Annotated in this window: 17 protein-coding genes; 15 read left to right on the top strand and 2 right to left on the bottom strand. The window is 66.1% G+C overall.

Going from position 1 to position 19,320, the window contains the following annotated elements:
• Positions 1–99 precede the first annotated feature (99 nt).
• Together ACLJPD_RS22160 and ACLJPD_RS22155 are read right to left on the bottom strand one after the other, a co-directional pair.
• Positions 100–1,026, bottom strand: a complete 927-nt coding sequence (locus tag ACLJPD_RS22160) for an esterase/lipase family protein (RefSeq protein ID WP_410874601.1) — start codon at positions 1,024–1,026, stop codon at positions 100–102.
• A 47-nt stretch (positions 1,027–1,073) separates the two neighbouring features.
• Complete coding sequence (locus ACLJPD_RS22155; RefSeq protein WP_410874600.1) at positions 1,074–2,522, bottom strand: aldehyde dehydrogenase; 1,449 nt, start codon at positions 2,520–2,522, stop codon at positions 1,074–1,076.
• Positions 2,523–3,011: 489 nt separating this feature from the next.
• On the opposite strand from ACLJPD_RS22155, the gene ACLJPD_RS22150 reads away from it, so the two are divergent.
• The 15 genes from ACLJPD_RS22150 to ACLJPD_RS22080 all read left to right on the top strand — a co-directional run bounded on the left by ACLJPD_RS22150 (position 3,012) and on the right by ACLJPD_RS22080 (position 19,194).
• Positions 3,012–4,283: a helix-turn-helix domain-containing protein gene (locus ACLJPD_RS22150; protein WP_410874599.1), complete on the top strand. Its 1,272-nt coding sequence runs from the start codon at positions 3,012–3,014 to the stop codon at positions 4,281–4,283.
• A gap of 251 nt (positions 4,284–4,534) precedes the next feature.
• Complete coding sequence (locus ACLJPD_RS22145; RefSeq protein ID WP_410874598.1) at positions 4,535–5,701, top strand: thiolase family protein; 1,167 nt, start codon at positions 4,535–4,537, stop codon at positions 5,699–5,701.
• A gap of 163 nt (positions 5,702–5,864) precedes the next feature.
• Positions 5,865–6,329 carry a MaoC family dehydratase N-terminal domain-containing protein gene (locus ACLJPD_RS22140; protein ID WP_410874597.1) on the top strand — a complete coding sequence of 155 codons (465 nt, stop codon included), beginning with the start codon at positions 5,865–5,867 and terminating at the stop codon, positions 6,327–6,329.
• A 52-nt stretch (positions 6,330–6,381) separates the two neighbouring features.
• On the top strand, positions 6,382–7,185 hold the full coding sequence (locus ACLJPD_RS22135) for an SDR family NAD(P)-dependent oxidoreductase (protein ID WP_410874596.1): 804 nt from the start codon (positions 6,382–6,384) through the stop codon (positions 7,183–7,185).
• Positions 7,186–7,189: 4 nt separating this feature from the next.
• The gene (locus ACLJPD_RS22130; protein ID WP_410874595.1) at positions 7,190–8,344 is read left to right on the top strand and encodes a CaiB/BaiF CoA transferase family protein; all 1,155 of its coding nucleotides are present in this window, start codon (positions 7,190–7,192) and stop codon (positions 8,342–8,344) included.
• Positions 8,341–9,144, top strand: coding sequence for an SDR family NAD(P)-dependent oxidoreductase (locus ACLJPD_RS22125; protein ID WP_410874594.1), 804 nt, complete (start codon positions 8,341–8,343; stop codon positions 9,142–9,144). Before ACLJPD_RS22130 ends, ACLJPD_RS22125 begins: the two co-directional genes overlap by 4 nt.
• A 42-nt stretch (positions 9,145–9,186) precedes the next feature.
• Positions 9,187–10,374 (top strand): lipid-transfer protein, encoded by a 1,188-nt coding sequence (locus ACLJPD_RS22120; protein ID WP_410874593.1) that lies wholly within the window; start codon positions 9,187–9,189, stop codon positions 10,372–10,374.
• A gap of 1 nt (position 10,375) precedes the next feature.
• Positions 10,376–10,756, top strand: coding sequence for a MaoC/PaaZ C-terminal domain-containing protein (locus ACLJPD_RS22115; protein WP_410874592.1), 381 nt, complete (start codon positions 10,376–10,378; stop codon positions 10,754–10,756).
• A gap of 27 nt (positions 10,757–10,783) precedes the next feature.
• Positions 10,784–11,941, top strand: a complete 1,158-nt coding sequence (locus ACLJPD_RS22110; RefSeq protein ID WP_410874591.1) for an acyl-CoA dehydrogenase family protein — start codon at positions 10,784–10,786, stop codon at positions 11,939–11,941.
• Positions 11,942–11,976: 35 nt separating this feature from the next.
• Positions 11,977–13,143: a thiolase family protein gene (locus ACLJPD_RS22105; protein ID WP_410874590.1), complete on the top strand. Its 1,167-nt coding sequence runs from the start codon at positions 11,977–11,979 to the stop codon at positions 13,141–13,143.
• A 42-nt stretch (positions 13,144–13,185) separates the two neighbouring features.
• Positions 13,186–14,874: a class I adenylate-forming enzyme family protein gene (locus tag ACLJPD_RS22100; protein WP_410874589.1), complete on the top strand. Its 1,689-nt coding sequence runs from the start codon at positions 13,186–13,188 to the stop codon at positions 14,872–14,874.
• An 89-nt stretch (positions 14,875–14,963) separates the two neighbouring features.
• Positions 14,964–16,109 carry an acyl-CoA dehydrogenase family protein gene (locus ACLJPD_RS22095; RefSeq protein WP_410874588.1) on the top strand — a complete coding sequence of 382 codons (1,146 nt, stop codon included), beginning with the start codon at positions 14,964–14,966 and terminating at the stop codon, positions 16,107–16,109.
• A gap of 42 nt (positions 16,110–16,151) precedes the next feature.
• A complete protein-coding gene (locus tag ACLJPD_RS22090) occupies positions 16,152–16,961 on the top strand; it encodes a crotonase/enoyl-CoA hydratase family protein (RefSeq protein ID WP_410874587.1) in 810 nt (269 codons plus the stop codon).
• A gap of 26 nt (positions 16,962–16,987) precedes the next feature.
• On the top strand, positions 16,988–18,136 hold the full coding sequence (locus ACLJPD_RS22085) for an acyl-CoA dehydrogenase family protein (RefSeq protein WP_410874586.1): 1,149 nt from the start codon (positions 16,988–16,990) through the stop codon (positions 18,134–18,136).
• Positions 18,133–19,194, top strand: a complete 1,062-nt coding sequence (locus ACLJPD_RS22080; RefSeq protein WP_410874585.1) for an acyl-CoA dehydrogenase family protein — start codon at positions 18,133–18,135, stop codon at positions 19,192–19,194. Before ACLJPD_RS22085 ends, ACLJPD_RS22080 begins: the two co-directional genes overlap by 4 nt.
• Positions 19,195–19,320 lie beyond the last annotated feature (126 nt).

Below are 19,320 nucleotides of genomic sequence, written 5' to 3'. Positions count from 1 at the left end.
TGTTCTGAATTGGGGCGATTCGCGGACTTTGCCGGCGAATCCAGTGACGTCGAGCGCGGCGTGACTGCTCCGCGGCCGCGGCCTAAGCGCACCGACGGTTCATTTGGTGCGGAGGGGGCTGACGGGATGGCAGACCGGGGGCTGCGCGGTGGCGGGATCAAGTGCATTGCGGACCAACCGCAAGGAGATGTCGTCGTAGATCACGCCGACATGGTCGACGTGATCCTCGGCGCAAACATCCTGGATCACGACATTCTCGACGTTGGGCCCGGGCGGGAGCTGGCCCTCTGGGACTGTGATGACCAAGCTGGTGGCCGACATGATCGTGGTGTATCGCACCTGCGGTCTGGTCATCCCGTTCGCGGCGACCTCTCGGACGAACGGGGAGCCGGCGGTGAAGTCCTGGCCAGACGCGCTGTACAGGCCGACAAGGAATTTCAGCGTCGGGTTGGCGTGCAGCGCGGGAAGCAGGCCATGGAAGGCGATACCGTTGGTAGCCGGTTCCAAACCCACGTTGGTGTTGACTTTGTCCGCCCCACCGAGGTTGTTGATGTAGTAGAGCGACAACAGTCCGCCCTCGGAGTGGCCGACCAGGTCGACCTCGGTAGTTCCGGTCGCGGCGAGCACTCGGTCGACGAATTGCGCGAGCTGTCCGGCGGAGGCTCGCATATTGCCCATCGCCTGGATCGGGCTCCCTTCGGCGCCGCCGTAGCTCAAACCGAACACGCAGTACCCGTCAGCTTTGAGCGCCGGCGAGTACATCGACCAGTTCGGGTAGACATTGTTGAGATAGCCATGCACCAGGATCAGAGGCCGCGGGTGCGCGGCGTTCGGTGTGCAGTTCCAGTCGTTCATCCCCTGCGGGATCGCTTCCGGATGCTCGAGCGAATACGGCATCGCCGTCCACCAGTCCGGCTGGATGGGCCCGGTGACCGGTGGTGGATCGGCGGCGACGGGTCCCGCGCAGATCGTGAGGGCCGTGGCTGCGGCGGCGAGGGTGGCGGAAATGCTGAGCGCCCTCTTCATTAGTACTCCTATGTACTAGGCGGAAACTGGTGCGATGTGCGGGTGGCTCAAGAAGCTGGGAGGAATACGGATTTGGTCTCCAGATAGGCGGACAGCCCCTCGGCGCCGAACTCTCGGCCGATGCCGGAGTTCTTGTAGCCACCGAAGGGGGCCGTGACCTCGAAGCGTTGGCAGTTGACCGAGAAGGTCCCGGTCCGGATCCGGCGTGCGATGTCGATTCCGTGGGACAGGTCCCCTGCCCACACAGAACCGGCGAGGCCGACCTCGGAGTCGTTGGCGATGCGTATCGCGTCGGCTTCGCCGTCGTATCGGATCAGGCAGACGACGGGACCGAAGATCTCTTCTCTGGCCACGCGCATGGTGTTGTCGACGTCGGTGAGCAGTGTCGGTTGCACGAACCACCCGGTGGCCGGATCCGTCGGTACGCTGCCGCCGGTCCGAACCGTGGCGCCTTCCTCGCGGCCGATTCGGATGTAGTCCAGGACGCGACGCTGCTGCTGTGCGGTGACCATGGGACCGATGGCGGTATCAGGGTCGGCCGGGTCACCGACTTTCAGTGCCGAGATGCCGGCTGCGAGCCTTTCGGCGATCTCGTCGTAGCGGCTGTCGGGGGCCAGGATGCGGGTGATCGCGACGCACGCTTGGCCGCTGTTGGCGAAGGCTCCGGCGATCAGCGACGGAATGGCCGCATCGAGGTCGGCGTCGTCGAGAATGATCCCGGCGGACTTTCCGCCGAGTTCCAGGGTGATCCTGGTGAGGTTGTGCGAGGCAGCGGCCATGATGTGCTTGCCTGCGGCGACCGAGCCGGTGAAGGCGATCTTGTCGACGTCGGAATGCTCGACGAGATAGGCGCTGACATCTCGACCGGCAGGCACGACATTGAGGACACCCGCGGGCAAACCCGCTTCGGCACAGATCTCTGCGAGCACATACGCATCCAGCGGGGTCTGGGGTGCGGGCTTGAGAACTACGGTGCAGCCGGCGAGCAGCGCCGGTGCCAGCTTGGCGGCGATCGTCAGCTGGGGCACATTCCAGGGCACCACCGCCGCCACGACGCCGATGGGTTCGTGGCGCACGATGACAGGTCCGGTCAAGCCGGGGCGTTGCTCCTCGAACGAGAAGTGCTCGGCCGCGGCGCACGCGGCACCGTAGGCCGCGACCGCGCTGAGTACCTGCACCCGCATCGCCGCAGCGGTCGGTGCGCCGTTCTGGCGTGAGATCAGTTCCGCGAGGCCTGCTGCCCGCTCGGTGAGTAGGTCTTTGATCCGGGTGACCACCGCGATGCGTTCGGCCAGCGGCAGCAGCGGCCACGGGCCGAAGTCGAAAGCCTGACGGGCGGCCGCGACGGCACGGTCGACATCGGAGGTGGTGGCCTCAGGAACGACACCGACCAGCTTTTCGGTGTATGGAGAGACGACCTCGATGATGCGATCGCCGTCGGATTCGACCCACGCGCCGCCGATGAACAGCCGGGTGTGCTCGATGATGTCGGTCATGGCTACGCCACTCCTGTAGTGAGGGAATCGGGTCGTGTTGTTTTGCGTCGCAACAGAAGTCGGTCACTCCCGGCCCGAGGCCGAGGGCTGCCGATACGAGGAGGTCCCGCGACGGCCGATGAGGACAGTTGCCGGGATGCCGTCGCCGCGATGTCGACTACGTGTTGAACCGAGTCGGGTGTGTACGCAGGTCGACGGAATCGTGGCATGAACACCTCCGAGCAGTGGTTGTTGCGGATGGTTTGCGGAGCACGGCGAGCGCCGACCAGCTCGACGGCGACGACACCTCGAGTGGGCAGTCCGGCAGCGGACTACGCGACGCCTTTGCAGCATGCGACGTGATGGGCGACACAACAAGGTTTCGCAGCCGGAGCGGTACAGATCGCTGCGCCCACACACCCGCGCCCCCTCTCCGGTGTGAGCCACCACACGATTGACCGGGGTACGCTGCCTGTGTGGGCCGCCACCGGAGTGTTGAGGGTGATGACAATGGACCGACTTCTCCCATCCGGCATGGGTGTCAAACGACTGCCGCTACCGGCCTCTGTGCGGGCAACGATGGACGCCGAGCTCGCGGTGATGTCGCGTCCACCAGACCTCACCGAGCATGCGGCAGGTTTGCTCCTCGGCAAGGTGTCGACCATCGCCGAACCGGCGGCCGCACGGCTGCGCACCGAGATTCCCTACTATGCGAGCGCGGCGACCTGCCCGGCCGATATGCCCGAGGCGGTCTACGGCGCCCTGGAAGTCGCGATACGTTCACTGGCCACGCCCGGCCGATTCAGCGAGTCGGCGGAGCTGGCCTGGCACCTGGGCCAGCTCAGGGCCGATGAGGGTATGCCGCTGCTTCCGCTGCTGCAGGCATACCGGATCGGTGCCGACATGTTGTGGGATGCCCTCGTCGCCGCGCAGATGTCGGAGGCTCCGGCCAACGCTCATCGGATGGTGTACTGCGCCAACGATTTCTGGCGCTACTGCGATCGAGATATCAGGTTGATGGTCGAAGCCCATCGACGGGCCTCGGAGGGAATCTCGGCCGACGACGGACGCCACTTACTCCCAGCCCTGAAGGCACTGCTTCGGGGGCACTCGGACCCCATCGACGTCTCACGTGCCGCGATCGGCCTCGATCTCCCTCTCACCGGCCGGTACCTGGTAGCCCGATTTCGCGACCTGCCGACAGACCCGTCGTCCGTGGCGATCCGCGACGAGGTAGCCGGGATGCCGGTGTATCGATGCCCGCAACGGACCGGAATGTCGATGGTGGTCTTTCTCGATGATCGAGCACCGGAAGAGTTGGGAGCGGCACTGGCCGCCGTCCATCCCGGAGTCGGGGTCGGGGTGAGTCCGGTGGTCGACGGCTTGACCGGACTGGGGCGAGCACACGAACTCGCCGAGCTGGCACTGAGGACCGGCCGCGGCGGCGAGCTGGTCTTCTTACGGGACCGGATTCCGGAAGCACTGATGGCCATCCGACCGGATCTGGCTGCCGAACACGCGGCGACTGTCCTCGGCCCGGTTCTCGAACTGGCCCCAGCTGATGGGCAGCTTTTGCTGGACACCCTCGAGGCGTGGCTCGATTGCCAGGGTTCGGCAGTACAGGCAGGCAAACTGCTGTACTGCCATCACAACACCGTGCTCAAACGCCTACGCCGCCTGGAACGGTTGACAGGTCGATTCGTCGACCGGCCACGGGACCTGGTCGAGCTCAGCCTCGCATTGGATGCCATCAACCTCGCCCGACCTACTCCATCAATCTAGTTAGGATCAGTTTACTTACTGGTACCGAAGCGGACTTCGCGACTCTTGCCACCTGCGTCAGCACCGAAAGACACAGCAGCTCAGCGTTCGATTCACCCGCTCACAGCCGCGAGCTTCCGACCTTCACACCTAGTTGACAAGTCGACCTCCACCACCAGAAGTATGGTATTCGTTGGTTATTGCTGATTCACTTATCGGCATGGCGACGGGTTGTTGACCGGCGCCGAACTCGCCGCGAAGGAGACCTTGTCATGCGCGATGCTGTGATCGTCGACGCCGTTCGAACCCCCATCGGCAAGCGTGGCGGAGCGCTGTCAGGGGTTCACCCCGTCGACCTGTCCGCCCATGTACTCAGGGCGCTCGCCGAACGCAACGACCTAGACCCCGCAGTGGTCGACGATGTGCTGTGGGGCTGCGTCACCCAGGTCGGCGAGCAGGCAGGCGGCGTGGCCCGCTGGTCGGTATTGGCGGCAGGCTGGCCCGAGTCCGTACCCGGAGTGACCGTCGACCGCGCGTGCGGATCGTCTCAGCAAGCGCTGCATTTCGCCGCCGCCGGGGTGATCAGCGGCCATTACGACATCGCGGTCGCCGGCGGAGTGGAGAGCATGAGCCGAGTTCCGATCGGCTCGGCGCGCAACGCCGCGCAGTTCGGCAAGCCCTACGGCCCGCTGGTGCGCGAACGATATGACCACGTCGAGTTCAACCAGGGTCGCGGCGCGGAATTGATCGCCAAGGAGTACGGGCTCAGCCGTACCGAGCTCGATCAGCACGCGCTCGACTCGCACCAACGGGCGGCCGCCGCGATCGACGCCGGACGCTTCACCGCCCAGATCGCACCGATCGAGGTCGAACGGCCGGACGGCGCGGGGTTGGTGTTCGACACCGACGAGGGGGTCCGGCGCGGTTCGACCCTCGAGTCACTGGCTCGGCTGGCAACGCCCTTCATGGACGATGGCAAAGTCTCGGCGGCGAACTCGTCGCAGATCTCCGACGGTGCAGCCGCGCTGTTGGTGACCACGAGTGACATTGCGGCACAGCACGGTTGGCGTCCGATGGCACGGATACACACGGTCGCACTCGCCGGTGTGGACCCGATCACCATGGCGAAGGGGCCGATTCCCGCGACAGCCAAGGTGCTGGCACGCGCGGGCCTGAGCCTGGCCGATATCGGCGCGTTCGAAATCAACGAGGCATTCGGCGCGGTCACGCTGGCCTGGCTGCGCGAAACCGGTGCCGACTACACGAAGCTGAACCCGCTCGGCGGTGCGATGGCACTGGGTCACCCCCTCGGCGGCTCCGGTGCGCGACTGCTCACCACCCTCGTCCACCACATGCGCGACAACGACATCCGATACGGACTGCAGTCGATGTGCGAAGCGGGCGGCATGGCCAACGCACTGATCGTCGAACTGCTCTGACAGATCTCGCTATTACCTGAAATCTATCCAGATACCTCTTGACAACAGGGGTTTTCTGACACAAAGTGAATATGCGCTAACCACTCAGCGGATGCTAGCCCTCCCTGAATCCGGCGCAGAACCTGCCGCGGCGACGCCGCCCGAAACCCTGTAAGGAGTCGACATGGCGCGTCTGGACGCCACCGTCATCGGCACCCGGATCCCCGCACACACCGTCGAGGTCGAACGCGGGCGCCTGGCGTTCTTCGCCCGGGTGATCGGCCAGGACAACCCGATGTACTTGGATCGCGACGCCGCCCGCGCGGCGGGGCACCCCGATGTCCCGGTGCCGCCGACCTTCCTGTTCTGCCTGGACATGGCGCGCCCGAACCCGTCGAGCTTCTACGCCGATCTCGGCATCGACCTGCGCACGATCCTGCACGGAGAGCAGTCGTTCACCTATCACGCGACCGCCTATGCCGGCGACATCCTGCACTTCTCGACAGCAGTCACCGACTTCTACGCCAAGAAGGGCGGGGCCTTGCAGTTCCTCGTTCGCACCACCGAGGTGACGCGCGAGGGCACGCCGATCGCCGTTCTGCAATCGACCACGGTGCTGCGCGAGCCCGCTGCCGCGCAGCGGTCCTGAAACGTCAGCACATCAACTCAGTTCGCCGAAACTTCGAAGGAATCGATCAATCATGGGAACACTGGACGGCAAGGTCGCCATCGTCACCGGCGCCGGCCGTGGCATCGGCCACGAGATCGCGCTCAAGCTCGCTTCCGAAGGTGCGAGCGTGGTGGTCAACGACCTCGACGAGCTGCCCGCGGACACCACGGTGCGCACCATCAAGGCCGCCGGTGGGCACGCCGTGGCGTGCGTCGGGTCGGTGACCGACGAGGACTTCCCCGACCGGGTCATCGCCACGGCGGTGGACTCTTTCGGCGGTCTCGACATCATCGTCAACAACGCCGGCTACACCTGGGACACGGTCATCCAGAAGATGACCGACGAGCAGTGGGATGCCATCCTCGCCCTGCATCTGAAGGCTCCGTTCCGGATCCTGCGCGCGGCACTGCCCTACTTCAAGGCCAACCCCACCGACTATCACCGCAAGGTGGTCAACGTGTCCTCGGTGGCGGGGCTGTACGGCAACCCTGGCCAGTCCAACTACGCGGCCGCCAAGGCGGGCGTGATCGGTCTGACCAAGACTCTGGCCAAGGAATGGGGCCGCTACAAGGTCAACGTGAACGCCGTCGCCTTCGGCTTCATCCTGACCCGGATGACCGAGGCCGTCGCCGGCGACGACTCGTTCGTGGAGATCGGTGGTCGCAAGATCAAGGCCGGGGTCAGTCAGGCGGTCCTGGATCGGGTCAAGTCGTCCAATCCGCTCGGTCGGCCCGGAACCCCGGTCGAGGCCGCCGGCGCGGTGTATGTGCTGTGCACCCCCGACACCGACTACGTCAGCGGTCAGTGCCTGACCGTAGATGCCGGATCGCGCTGAATCCATGTCTGCCACAACGACTTCCAACGCAGACAGCAGCGCGGGCCCCTTGGCCGGACTGCGGATCATCGAACTCGGCGGGATCGGCCCCGGCCCGTTCTGCGGCATGCTGCTGGCCGATCAGGGTGCCGACGTCATCCGCGTCGACCGACCCGCCGAAGCCGGGTCGCACTCCAGGCATCCAGTGCTGCACCGTAACCGGCGCTCGATCACCCTGGATCTGAAGGACCCGGTCGACGCGGAGATCGCGTTACGACTCATCGACACCGCCGACGCACTGATCGAAGGCTTTCGGCCCGGGGTGACCGAACGGCTGGGGCTCGGCGCCGATACCTGCCTGGCCCGGAACCCGAAACTGGTCTACGGCCGGATGACGGGCTGGGGCCAGCAGGGCCCGTTCGCCCAGGAACCCGGACACGACATCAACTACATCGCCATCGCCGGCGCACTCGGCGCCATGGGCGCGCCGGACCAGGAGCCGCCGGTGCCGTTGAATCTGGTCGGCGACATGGGCGGTGGCGGGATGTTGCTCGCGCTCGGCATCACCACCGCGCTGCTGCACGCTCAGCGCAGCGGCCAGGGGCAAGTCGTCGATGCCGCGATGACCGACGGGACCGCGATCCAACTCGCGCTGATCCACGGCATGTTGGCGCGGGGCCGCTGGGAAGATCGGCGCGGGGCCAACATGTTCGACGGTACCGCCCCGTTCTATCGCACCTACCGGTGCGCCGATAGCAGATTCGTGGCCGTCGGCGCGGTGGAACCACAGTTCTTCGCCGCCATGCTGCGGGTGCTCGAAATCGCCGAGGAACCGGTTTTCGCCCACCAGGACGAGCGCAGTGCGTGGCCGGCGATGACCGAGCGCCTGGCCGCTCGCTTCGCCACCAGAACCCGCGATGACTGGGCCGCGATCTTCGACGGTCGAGGTGCCTGTGTCAGCCCGGTCCTCAGCCTGACCGAAGCCGCCGATCACCCGCACAACGTCGATCGAGCCACCTTCGCCACCACCGGGACTCTCCTGCAACCCTCTCCCGCACCGCGTTTCGTCAGCACACCCCCTCCGAGCCCGAGGCCGGCGCCACTGATCGGCGCGCATACCGCCGAAGTGCTCGCCGAGATCGGCATCGCCACCCCCGCACAGGAAGTCCACACCCCATGAGCAACCTCGACGGCAAAGTCGCCCTCGTCTCCGGTTCCGGCCGGGGCATCGGCCGAGCAATCGCCCTCAAACTCGCCGCCGAAGGCGCCAGCGTCGTGATCAACGATCTCGATGCCGAGCCCGCCGCCGCGACACAGCAGGAGATCACCGCGGCCGGTGGCCGCGCGGTCACCTGCGTGGGGTCGGTGGCCGAGGCAGGTTTCGCGCAGCGTTTCGTCGACACGGCGATCGAGACCTTCGGCGGTCTCGACATCATCGTCAACAATGCCGGCTACACCTGGGATTCGGTGATCCAGAAGATGACCGACGAGCAGTGGGACGCCATTCTCGACGTGAACCTGACCGCCCCGTTCCGGGTGCTGCGCGCCGCGCAACCCTTTATCAAGGCCAACCCCGTCGACTATCACCGCAAGGTGGTCAACATCTCCTCGACTTCGGGTTTCTACGGCAGCGCCGGACAGGCGAACTACGGCGCCGCCAAGGCTGGCGTCATCGGCCTGACCAAGACCCTGGCCAAGGAATGGGGGCGCTACAAGGTCAATGTCAACGCGGTCGCCTTCGGGTTCATCCACACCCGCATGACCGACGCGGTCGCCGGCGACAACTCGACGCTGACCATCGACGGCCGCGAGATCCGGGTCGGCATCAGCGCCGAAAAGGCCGCCATGGCCGCCCAGGTCATTCCCTTCGGCCGAGCCGGAACACCCGATGAAGCGGCTGGCGCGGTCTACCTGCTGTGCACACCCGAAGCCGACTACGTCAACAGCCAGTGCCTGGTGGTCGACGCCGGTCGGGTCTGAACGAACCGCGCCCGACACACCCGAAGAAGAATCGGAGAACCAATGAGCCGCAAGGTTTTTGTCGCCGGGGTCGGCATGATCCCGTTCACCAAACCCGGCCACAGCGACGACTACGACGTCATGGGCGCGACCGCCGCGCGCAACGCGCTGGCGGACGCGGGACTGGATTACGCCAAGGTGCAGCAGGCCTACGTCGGCTATGTCTACGGCGACTCGACCAGCGGTCAGCGCGCGCTGTACCGGCTGGGGCAGACCGGCATCCCGGTGGTCAACGTCAACAACAATTGCGCGACCGGTTCCACCGCGCTGTGGCTGGCCCGCCAGGCGGTCCACAGCGGCGCGGTCGACTGCGTGATCGCGGTCGGTTTCGAACAGATGCGCCCGGGCCCGCTCGCCGGAGCGTGGACCGATCGGCCCCGGCCGCTGGCACGTTTCGACGAGGTACTCGAGGCAACTTTCGGAATCGACCCCGAAATCCCCCGTGCCGCACAGTATTTCGGGGCTGCTGGTATCGAATACATGCAGCGTTATGGCGCTGCGCCGGAAACCTTCGCCAAAGTACAGGTAAAGGCCCGCAAGCACTCCGCTAACAACCCCTATTCGGTGTTCCGGACGCAGCTGACCGAACAGCAAGTGCTCGACTCCCCCACGCTCTACGGTCCGGTCACTCGCTTCCAGGCATGTCCCCCCACCTGCGGCGCCGCCGCCGCGATCCTGTGCAGCGAGGAGTTCGCACTGGCCAACGGGCTGCGCACCGATGTCGCGATCAAGGCCCAATCGATGGGTTCGGACACCCCGAGCACATTCGAGGAAGCCAGCATGATCAAGATTGTCGGCTACGACATCACCCGCGATGTCGCACGCGAGGTCTACGAGGCGGCCGGTGTCGACCCCACCGACATCGACGTCGTCGAGTTGCACGACTGCTTCACAGTGAACGAAGTCCTGTGTTACGAGGCGCTCGGCTTGGTCGGCGAGGGCGGCGCCGAGCAGTTCATCCTCGACGGGGACAACACCTACGGCGGCCGGGTGGTGATCAACCCGTCCGGCGGCTTGCTGTCCAAGGGACACCCACTCGGTGCCACCGGACTCGCACAGTGCACCGAACTGGTGTGGCAACTGCGGGGCGAGGCCGGACCACGGCAGGTCGACGGCGCGAGGCTGGCACTACAGCACAATCTCGGGCTCGGTGGCGCCGGCGTGGTCACCCTCTACGAGAAGGTGAGCTGAGATGGAACTCGGTGACACCCTCACCCTGACCGTACCCACGATCACCCGAACAACGCTGGCCTTGTACGCGGGCGCCTCGGGTGACCACAACCCGGTCCATATCGACATCGACGCGTGCCACAGCGTCAGCATCCCCGACGTGTTCGCCCACGGGATGCTGTCGATGGGCTACCTCGGTCGGCTGCTGACGAGTTCATTCGCTCAGGAGAGCATTCGATCGTTCGGGGTGCGATTCGCCGCGATCACACCGGTCAACACCGAACCCACCTGCACCGCCACCGTGTCCTCGATCGAGGACGGACTGGCCCATCTCGACCTCACCGTGACCCTGACCGACGGGACCGTGACTCTGCGCGGATCCGCCGTCGTCGCCGTCGACTGACACTTCCCCACGACAAGGACCGAATCTATGCAGCGCACCATTTTCAACGACGACCACGAAGCGTTCCGGGAGACCATCCGGACCTTCATCGCCAAGGAAGTCAGCCCGTACTACGCCGACTGGGAGCAGGCGAACCGGGTGCCGCGCGAGTTGTTCACCAAGCTCGGCGCACTCGGCGTGACCGGCTTCGACATCCCCGAGGAGTACGGCGGCGCGGGACCGACCAGCTACAAGTTCCAGGCTGTCATGGACGAGGAGGCCGCCCGCGCCGCCGTCACCTTCGGTCACTACACCGTCAGCATCGGTATCGTGCTGCCCTATCTGCTCCGACTGGCCAACGACGAACAGAAGCAGCGCTGGCTGCCCGGCATCGCCACCGGCGACACCATGCTGTGTATCGCGATGACCGAGCCGGGCACGGGATCTGACCTGGCCGGTATCAAGACCACCGCCAAGCTCTCCGAGGACGGCACGCATTACATCCTCAACGGCGCGAAGACGTTCATCACCGGTTCGGTCAATTCGGAGCTGTGCGTGGTCGCTGCCCGCACCTCCGCCTCGACCGCCGAGGACCGGCGCTTCGGGCTGAGCCTGCTGGTGGTGCCCACCGACAGCCCCGGCTTCGCCTATGGCCGCAAGCTGGACAAGATCGGTCTGCGCGCCAGCGACACCAGCGAACTGTCGTTCACCGACGTGCGGGTTCCCGTCGAGAACCTGCTCGGTGAACAGGACAGGGGTTTCGCCTACCTGGGTCAGAACCTGCCACGGGAACGGCTCTCGATCGGTGTGCGCGGAGCCGCGGCGGCCGCGGCGGCGATCGAATTCGCCAAATCGTATGTCCTCGAACGCCACGTGTTCGGTAAGCCGGTGTCTTCCTTCCAGAACACCAAGTTCGTGCTCGCCGAGTGCGCCACCGAGGTCGAGGCGGCGCAGGCGCTGGCCGACCGGGGTCTGGAGCTCGACGAAACCGGCGAGCTGAGCGCGGCCGATGCCGCACGCATCAAGCTGTTCTGCACCGAGGTCGCCGGACGCGTCATCGACAAGTGCCTGCAGCTGCACGGCGGCTACGGCTACATGCTCGAGTACCCGATCGCCCGTCTCTACGCCGATACCCGGGTCAGCCGCATCTACGGCGGCACCAGCGAAGTCATGAAAACGATCATCGCCAAGGACATGGGTCTGTAACCGGCGTCCGCTTCACCTATCCCCTAGGAGTTTTCATGCGTGACGCAGTCATCGTCGACGCTGTCCGGACCCCGGTCGGCAAACGCAACGGCGCACTGTCTCGAATGCACGCCGCCTCCCTGTCAGCCCACGTCCTCAACGCTCTCGCGCTGCGAACCCACCTCGACCCCGGTCTCGTCGACGATGTGATCTGGGGCTGCGTGGGCACCCTCGGCATGCAAGCCGGATGCATCGCCCGCTCGTCGGTGCTCGCGGCGGGTTGGCCCGAGCACGTCCCCGGTGTCACCGTCGACCGCCAATGCGGGTCCTCACAGCAGGCCGTCCATCAAGCCGCCGCCGGGGTGATCTCGGGCCAGTACGACGTCGCGATCGCAGGCGGCGTGGAGATGATGAGCACGATCCCGCTCGGATCAGCGCGTGGCGCAGCCGAATTCGGCGAACCACACGGCCCATTGGTGTGGGACCGCTACGGCGGTGTGCGGTTCGACCAGGGCATGGGCGCACAACTGATCGCGGACAAACACCGCATCACCCGCACCCAGATGGATCTGCACGGCCTGGATTCCCACGCCCGCGCCGCCGCCGCCATCGACGCCGGACGATTCGAAGAACAGATCACCCCCGTCCCGGTCATCGACGCCGACGGGCAGCCGCAGACCTTCGACACCGACGAAGGCATCCGGCGCGGCGGCACCCTCGAGAAGATGGGTGCATTGAAGCCCGCCTTCGGTGCTGACGGCACGATCACCGCGGGCACCGCCTCGCAGATCTCCGATGGTTCAGCAGCTCTACTGATCACCACCGCCGAGTTCGCCGCGAAACAGGGCTGGAGCCCGATCGCACGTATCCACACCGCGGTGGTCACCGGAGCCGACCCGGTGACCATGCTCGAGGGTCCGATTCCGGCAACAGCGAAGGCACTGAAGAAGTCCGGGTTGTCGATCGGCGATATCGGCGCTTTCGAGATCAACGAAGCCTTCGCCTCGGTCAGTCTCGCGTGGTTGGGCGAAACCGGCGCCGACTACGCACTCATGAACCCCAATGGCGGTGCGATGGCCATCGGCCACCCGATCGGCGGTTCCGGCGCCCGGCTGATGACCACCCTGGTCCATCACATGCGCGACGAAGGCATCCGCTACGGCCTGCAGTCGATGTGCGAGGGCGGCGGCATGGCCAACGCCACGATTCTCGAATTGCTCTGACATGCAACGGTTTCCACTACACGATCAGCTTGGAGGTGCCGCATGACCGGCAGCTGGCCCACCGATATGCCTCGGCACCTGGACTACCCGCGCTGCGGCGCCGACGCGATCCTCGCCGGCGCAGCGCACACCTATCCCGATCGGGTGGCCCTTCGCGACGGTGACCTGGCGCTGACGTATGCAGAGTTGCACGACCAGGCCCTGCGGATCGCGGCGGGGTTGCGGCAGCGCGGCATCGAGCCCGGCGACGTGGTGGGCCTGCACATGCCGAATTCGGTGTGGTTCATGGTCGCCTACTACGGTGCGTTGTGCGCCGGTGCCGCCGTCGCGCCGATCAACCCGGCCCAGCCCGTGGGCGAGCTGCGCCGCCAGCTCAAGGATTGCGCGGTGCGGGCGGTATTCACCGATCCCACGTGCGCCGCGAATATCCTCACCGCCCAAGACGAATCCGCCGACGCGCGAGTGCTGGTCGTGGTGCCCGCCACCGCGGCCGGGGGCGCCGACGCAAAGGATTCGCGCCTGGTCCCGATCGCCGATCTGCTCGCCGCGCGACCGCTCACCGGCTACCGGGTCGACCCGGAACTGGTGGCGCACCTGCAACTCACCGGTGGCACCACCGGTCGGTCCAAAGCCGTCCGGGTGCTGCACCGGAACCTGGTGGCGGCAGTGCTGCACACCGCCTGCTGGCGGACCGCGCACATCCCTGCCCTCGATGCTCAGGGTGGCCTCGGGCTGGTCCCCGTCCCCGGAGCGCAGACACCGTATTCCCTGATTCCGGGTGCGAGCGTCTCGGTGGCGATCGCGCCGCTGTTCCACGGCCTCGGGCTGGTCAGCCAGAACGCCAATACGCTCATCGGCGCGACCGTCGTCTTGTCAGGTGGCCGCTTCGACCCCGACCGGTTCCTCGCCGATGTCGACCGGCACGGCGTGACCTACATCGCCGGGTCGCCGGCAATGTATTACGCACTCCTGCAGGCGAAGTCGCTGCCCGAGCGAGACCTCACCTCGGTGCGATCGCTGGGATCCGGCGCGGCACCACTTGACCCCACCGCGATTCGCGACCTGCGCACAGCCTTCCCCCGCGCCCAGGTCGCCGAGGGCTACGGCCTCAGCGAGGCCACCATGGGCCTGACCATGGCACCGCTGAGCGAGACTATCGAACCACCGCTGGGCAGCGTCGGGGTCCCGCTGTTCGACACCGAGATCCAGATCCGTGGCGAGGACCGCGTCTCGGTGCTCGACAAGGGTCAGACCGGTGAGATCTGGGCGCGCGGTCCGCAGATCGCCGACGGCTACCAGAGCGACCCGGAACTGACCGCGCGGCAATGGGTGGCCGGCTGGCTCTACACCGGCGACATGGGACGCCTCGACGAGTCCGGCAACCTCTATATCGTCGGGCGGGCCAAGGACATGATCATCTACAAGGGCTACAACGTCTACCCGCAGCCATTGGAAGAGTTGGTATGTTCCCATCCCGATGTCGCCCAAGCCGCAGTCGTCGGCGCGCCCAGCATCAGCGCCGGTGAAGTCCCGGTCGCCTTCGTCGTCGTCCGCCCCGGAGTTCGGGTCGATCATGCCGAACTCGGCCGTTCGATCATGGAACACGTTGGGGCACAGGTCGTTCCCTACCAACGGGTGCGCGCGGTGCACATCGTGGAGGCGCTGCCGACCACGACGACCGGAAAGATCTTGAAGTCACAGCTGCGCGAGAGCTTGCCCGGCCAGGAGTGACTTCGCCGCGACCCGACATTCCGCGGGGACTGGCAGAGCCTCTGCATTGTCCGCGCTTCACGATCAGCTGACCAGAAGGAAACGCCACCGTGCGTCGCACCGTTTTCACCGATGACCACGAGTCGTTCCGGACCAAGATCCGCGAGTTCGTCGAGCGCGAGGTGGTCCCGGTCTACCCGGAATGGGAACGCGCCGGGCTGGTTCCACGCGCACTGTATCGGCGACTCGGCGAGCTCGGTGTCTTCGTCATCGAGGTCCCCGAACAGTTCGGTGGTGCCGGGGAGTCGAGCTACAAGTACCAGGCAGTGCTACGCGAGGAAATCGCCCGCGCCGGAGTGAGTTTCGGTGCCGATGTCGTGCACACCTGCCTGGTCCAGCCCTATCTTCTCGAATACGGTAGCGCCGAGCAAAAGCGCCGCTGGCTGCCGAAATTCGTGACCGGCGAACTGATGACGGCGATCGCGATGACCGAGCCCGGTACCGGATCCGACCTCGCCGGCATCAAAACCTCGGCGCGATTGTCCGCCGACGGCACCCACTACGTGCTCAACGGCGCAAAGACCTTCATCACTGGCGGTGTGCAGGCGGACCTGATCCTGGTGGTCTGCCGGACCGCGCCGATCGACCCCGCGAATCGCCGCGCCGGGCTGTCGATCCTGTGCGTCGACACGACCTCGGAGGGATTCGCGGTCGGACGCAAGCTCGAGAAGCTGGGCTTGCGCGCGCAAGACACCGCCGAACTGTCGTTCACCGACGTGAAGGTCCCGGTCGCCAATCTTCTCGGGCAGGACGGTGCGGCCTTCTCCTACCTCACCCACAACCTGGTTCGCGAACGGCTCGGCGCCGCGGTGGGCGCGTACGCCAATGCCAGCGCCGCCATCGAATTCACCCTCGACACACTTCGACAGCACTACCCCGACGGTGTCGATCAGAACGCCAAGTTCGTCCTCGCCGAATGCGACACCGAGGTCGCGGCCGCGCAGGCATGGGTGGACCGGGCACTCGACCTCGACGAGACCGGTGCGCTCAGCGCCGCCGACGCCGCGAAGATCAAACTGTTCTGTACCGAGGTCGCCGGGCGCGTCATCGACCGATGCCTGCAGCTACACGGCGAATCCGGCTACCTGCTCGACAGCCCGATCGGACGGCTCTACGCAGACATCCGCGTCAATCGGATCTACGCGGGCTCGAGCGAGGTCATGAAGGCCATCATCGCCAAGAGTATCGGGATCTAGCACCATGGCCCCACGCATCCCTCTACCCGAAAGGACCTCACCATGAGCTCCGCCCCCGACATTGTGCTCGCTGAGCGAAACGGGCACGTTGTCACCTGGACGATCAATCTCCCGCAGGCACGCAACCCGATCTCGGACAACGCGACGATCGATCGGCTCGTAGAACTCGTCGAGGAGGCCAACAACGACTACGACACACGCGTAGTGATCCTCACCGGAGCCGGCAGCGCCTTCTCCGCGGGCGGCAACATCAAACACATGGCCGACCGCGACGGCATGTTCGGTGGCGCACCGCACGAACTACGCGACAGCTACCGCCGCGGAATCCAGCGCCTGCCCAAAGCCATCTACCACTGCGAGGTACCGATCATCGCCGCCGTCAACGGACCTGCGGTAGGCGCCGGGTGCGACCTGGCCATGATGTGCGATATGCGGGTCGCCTCGACCACCGCGTTCTTCGCCGAGAGCTTCGTCAAGCTCGGCATCATTCCCGGTGACGGCGGGGCCTGGCTGCTGCCCCGGGCGATCGGTGCGGCCCGCGCCGCGGAAATGGCCTTCACCGGCGACCGCGTCGACGCGGCCACAGCCCTGCAGTGGGGCATGGTCTCCCAGGTCGTCGCGCCCGAGGAATTGGCGCGCACCGCCCAGGCGCTCGCCGAACGAGTCGCGGTGAATCCGCCGCACGCTCTTCGGATGACCAAGAAGTTGCTGCGCGAGGGCCAACGCCAAGACCTCGACAGCCTGCTCGAGCTGTCGGCAACGATGCAAGCCCTGTCCCATCACACCACCGATCACGCCGAGGCCATCCAGGCGTTCCTCGATCACCGAACCGGGCAGTTCACCGGGCGATGATCTAACGATTCCGAAGAAAGAACGAGATGCGAACCCGATTGGTGCCGCCCGCAGGCGTCCCAGCTCCCGGTCTGGCACAGCTGCGTACCGATGTCAGGGCATTCCTGCGCGAACAGATCGACGCCGGCGTTTTCACCCCAGGCATCGATACCTGGCTCACCCGATGGAACCCTGAATTCACCCGGGCACTCGCCGCACGTGGCTGGCTCGGCATGACGATCCCGACAGAGTACGGCGGCCGCGGCCGCACGTTCATGGAACGTTTCGTCGTCACCGAGGAGTTGCTGGCCGTCGGCGCACCGGTCGCGGCCCAGTGGGTGGCCGACCGGCAAGCGGCGCCTTCCCTGCTGAAATACGGTACAGAGAAGCAGAAACAGCGGTTCCTTCCCGCGATCGCGAAGGGGGAGATTTCCTGGGCGATCGGGATGAGCGAACCGGAATCGGGATCCGACCTGGCGAGCGTCCGGACGAGGGCGGTGCGAGCCGAGGGCGGGTGGCTGCTCACCGGCATCAAACTGTGGACCTCCGGTGCCCACCACGCAGACGCGTTCTTCGTACTGGCCCGTTCGGCGGAAACCGACCCCGCCGACCGCCACGCCGGTCTGAGCCAGTTCATCGTCGCACTCGACTCACCCGGGCTCGACATTCGGCCAGTTTTATCGATGTCGGGCGACCACCATTTCAACGAGGTGATCCTCGCCGGTGTCTTCGTCGCCGATGACATGGTGCTCGGCCGGATCGGAGACGGCTGGGCGCAGGTGACCTCGGAACTGGGCTTCGAACGCAGCGGCCCCGAACGGTTGCTGTCTACCTTCACGCTGCTGCAGGCCGCGACCACCGAGGTCGAAACCGGACATCTGCCCGCCGACCCGCGCATCGGTGCGCTGATCGGGCGCGCGTTCGCCCTGCACCACATGTCGAGCGCGGTGTCGGAATCGTTGGAGCGACACGAGAACGCCGAGCTCGCCGCCTCTGTCGTCAAGGTTCTCGGCACCAGGTTCGAGGGTGATGTGGCCGAAATCGTCGAGGAATTGGCCGGGGAGGTCGGGCCCGACCGCGCCGAATTCGGTGAACTGGTACGTGACGCACTGCGGCAACGCCCCGGGTTCACGTTGCGCGGCGGCACAAGCGAGATTCTGCGCGGCGTGATCGCGCGAGGACTGGGACTGCGATGACAGAGGACGTGATGACAGACCACACCAGCGACATCGAGATGCGCGAATTCGCGCAGGTGCTCGACCGGGTCTTCGCCGCTTCCCGCGGCGACGACCACCGATCTGTCGACCCGGCGCGGCTGGATCGCGAATTGTGGTCGACCCTGGTCGAACTCGGCGTGACCCGCCTGACCGGTCCCGAATCCGAGGGCGGTGCCGAAGCGGGCTGGGCCGAAGCATCTCACCTGCTGATCGGCTCGGGTTCGGCAGCCGCGGCCGTCCCGATCGTCGAGAACGACCTGCTCGCTGGATGGCTGCTACAACTGTCCCAGAGCGACCGGATCGTCACCGGACCTACGGCGATCCGGACTGCGGCGGTCCTCGACCCGGATGGCTGCGCGGTGAACGTCCCGTGGGCGCGTGCCGCCGACTCGATAGTTGTGCTCTGGGAACGCGACAGGGCCCACTGGGTCGCCGAGATCGCCGGTGCAGACGTCGAAGTAACCGAGAACGTCAACCTTGCCGGCGAACCTCGCGACCATATTCGGGTCGATCTGTCCCGGATCAACGGGTACTTCGTCGCGTCCGGGGTCGGCATCGAATTCCAGCGACGTGGCGCGCTTGCTCGTGCATTGACCATGGCTGGGGCCATGCAGCGGGTAGTGGAGCTCGTCGTCGAGCACACCACCGCCCGCACACAGTTCGGTCGACCGCTCGGACGGTTCCAAGCGGTACAGCACATGGTCGCGAATATCGCGGCCGAGTCGGCGCTGACCCGCGCCGCGGCCGAGGCTGCGGTGAGCGCGTCAGAACGATTCGGATTCGATAGCGCGCAAGCAGGATTCGCCATCGCCGCGGCAAAATCCTGCGCCGGCCATGCAGCCTCGGCTGTGGTGCGGGACGCGCATCAATGCCTCGGCGCCATCGGATTCACCGCCGAACACGAACTACACCGCCACACGAACCGATTGCTCGCGTGGCGATCGGAATTCGGCTCGGTGCACTACTGGGACGCCATGCTGCTCGACGGTGCCATCGACACCGGACCATCGGGTCTGTGGCCAATGATCACCGACTGAACGACCCCGGGTGACGAATTCGGTCACCGAAGGACGGGATCTGCGACGGCTCGAGCCCGCGCGGGAACGGCAATTGTGTGTCGCACCACACTGATTCGGCTGAACCGGTGTGCGGGCACAACGGAT

Source organism: Nocardia sp. A7 (genome assembly GCF_046549215.1).
In the GTDB taxonomy this organism is placed as follows: Bacteria; Actinomycetota; Actinomycetes; order Mycobacteriales; family Mycobacteriaceae; genus Nocardia.
This window is presented reverse-complemented; position numbering and strand designations above follow the sequence as displayed.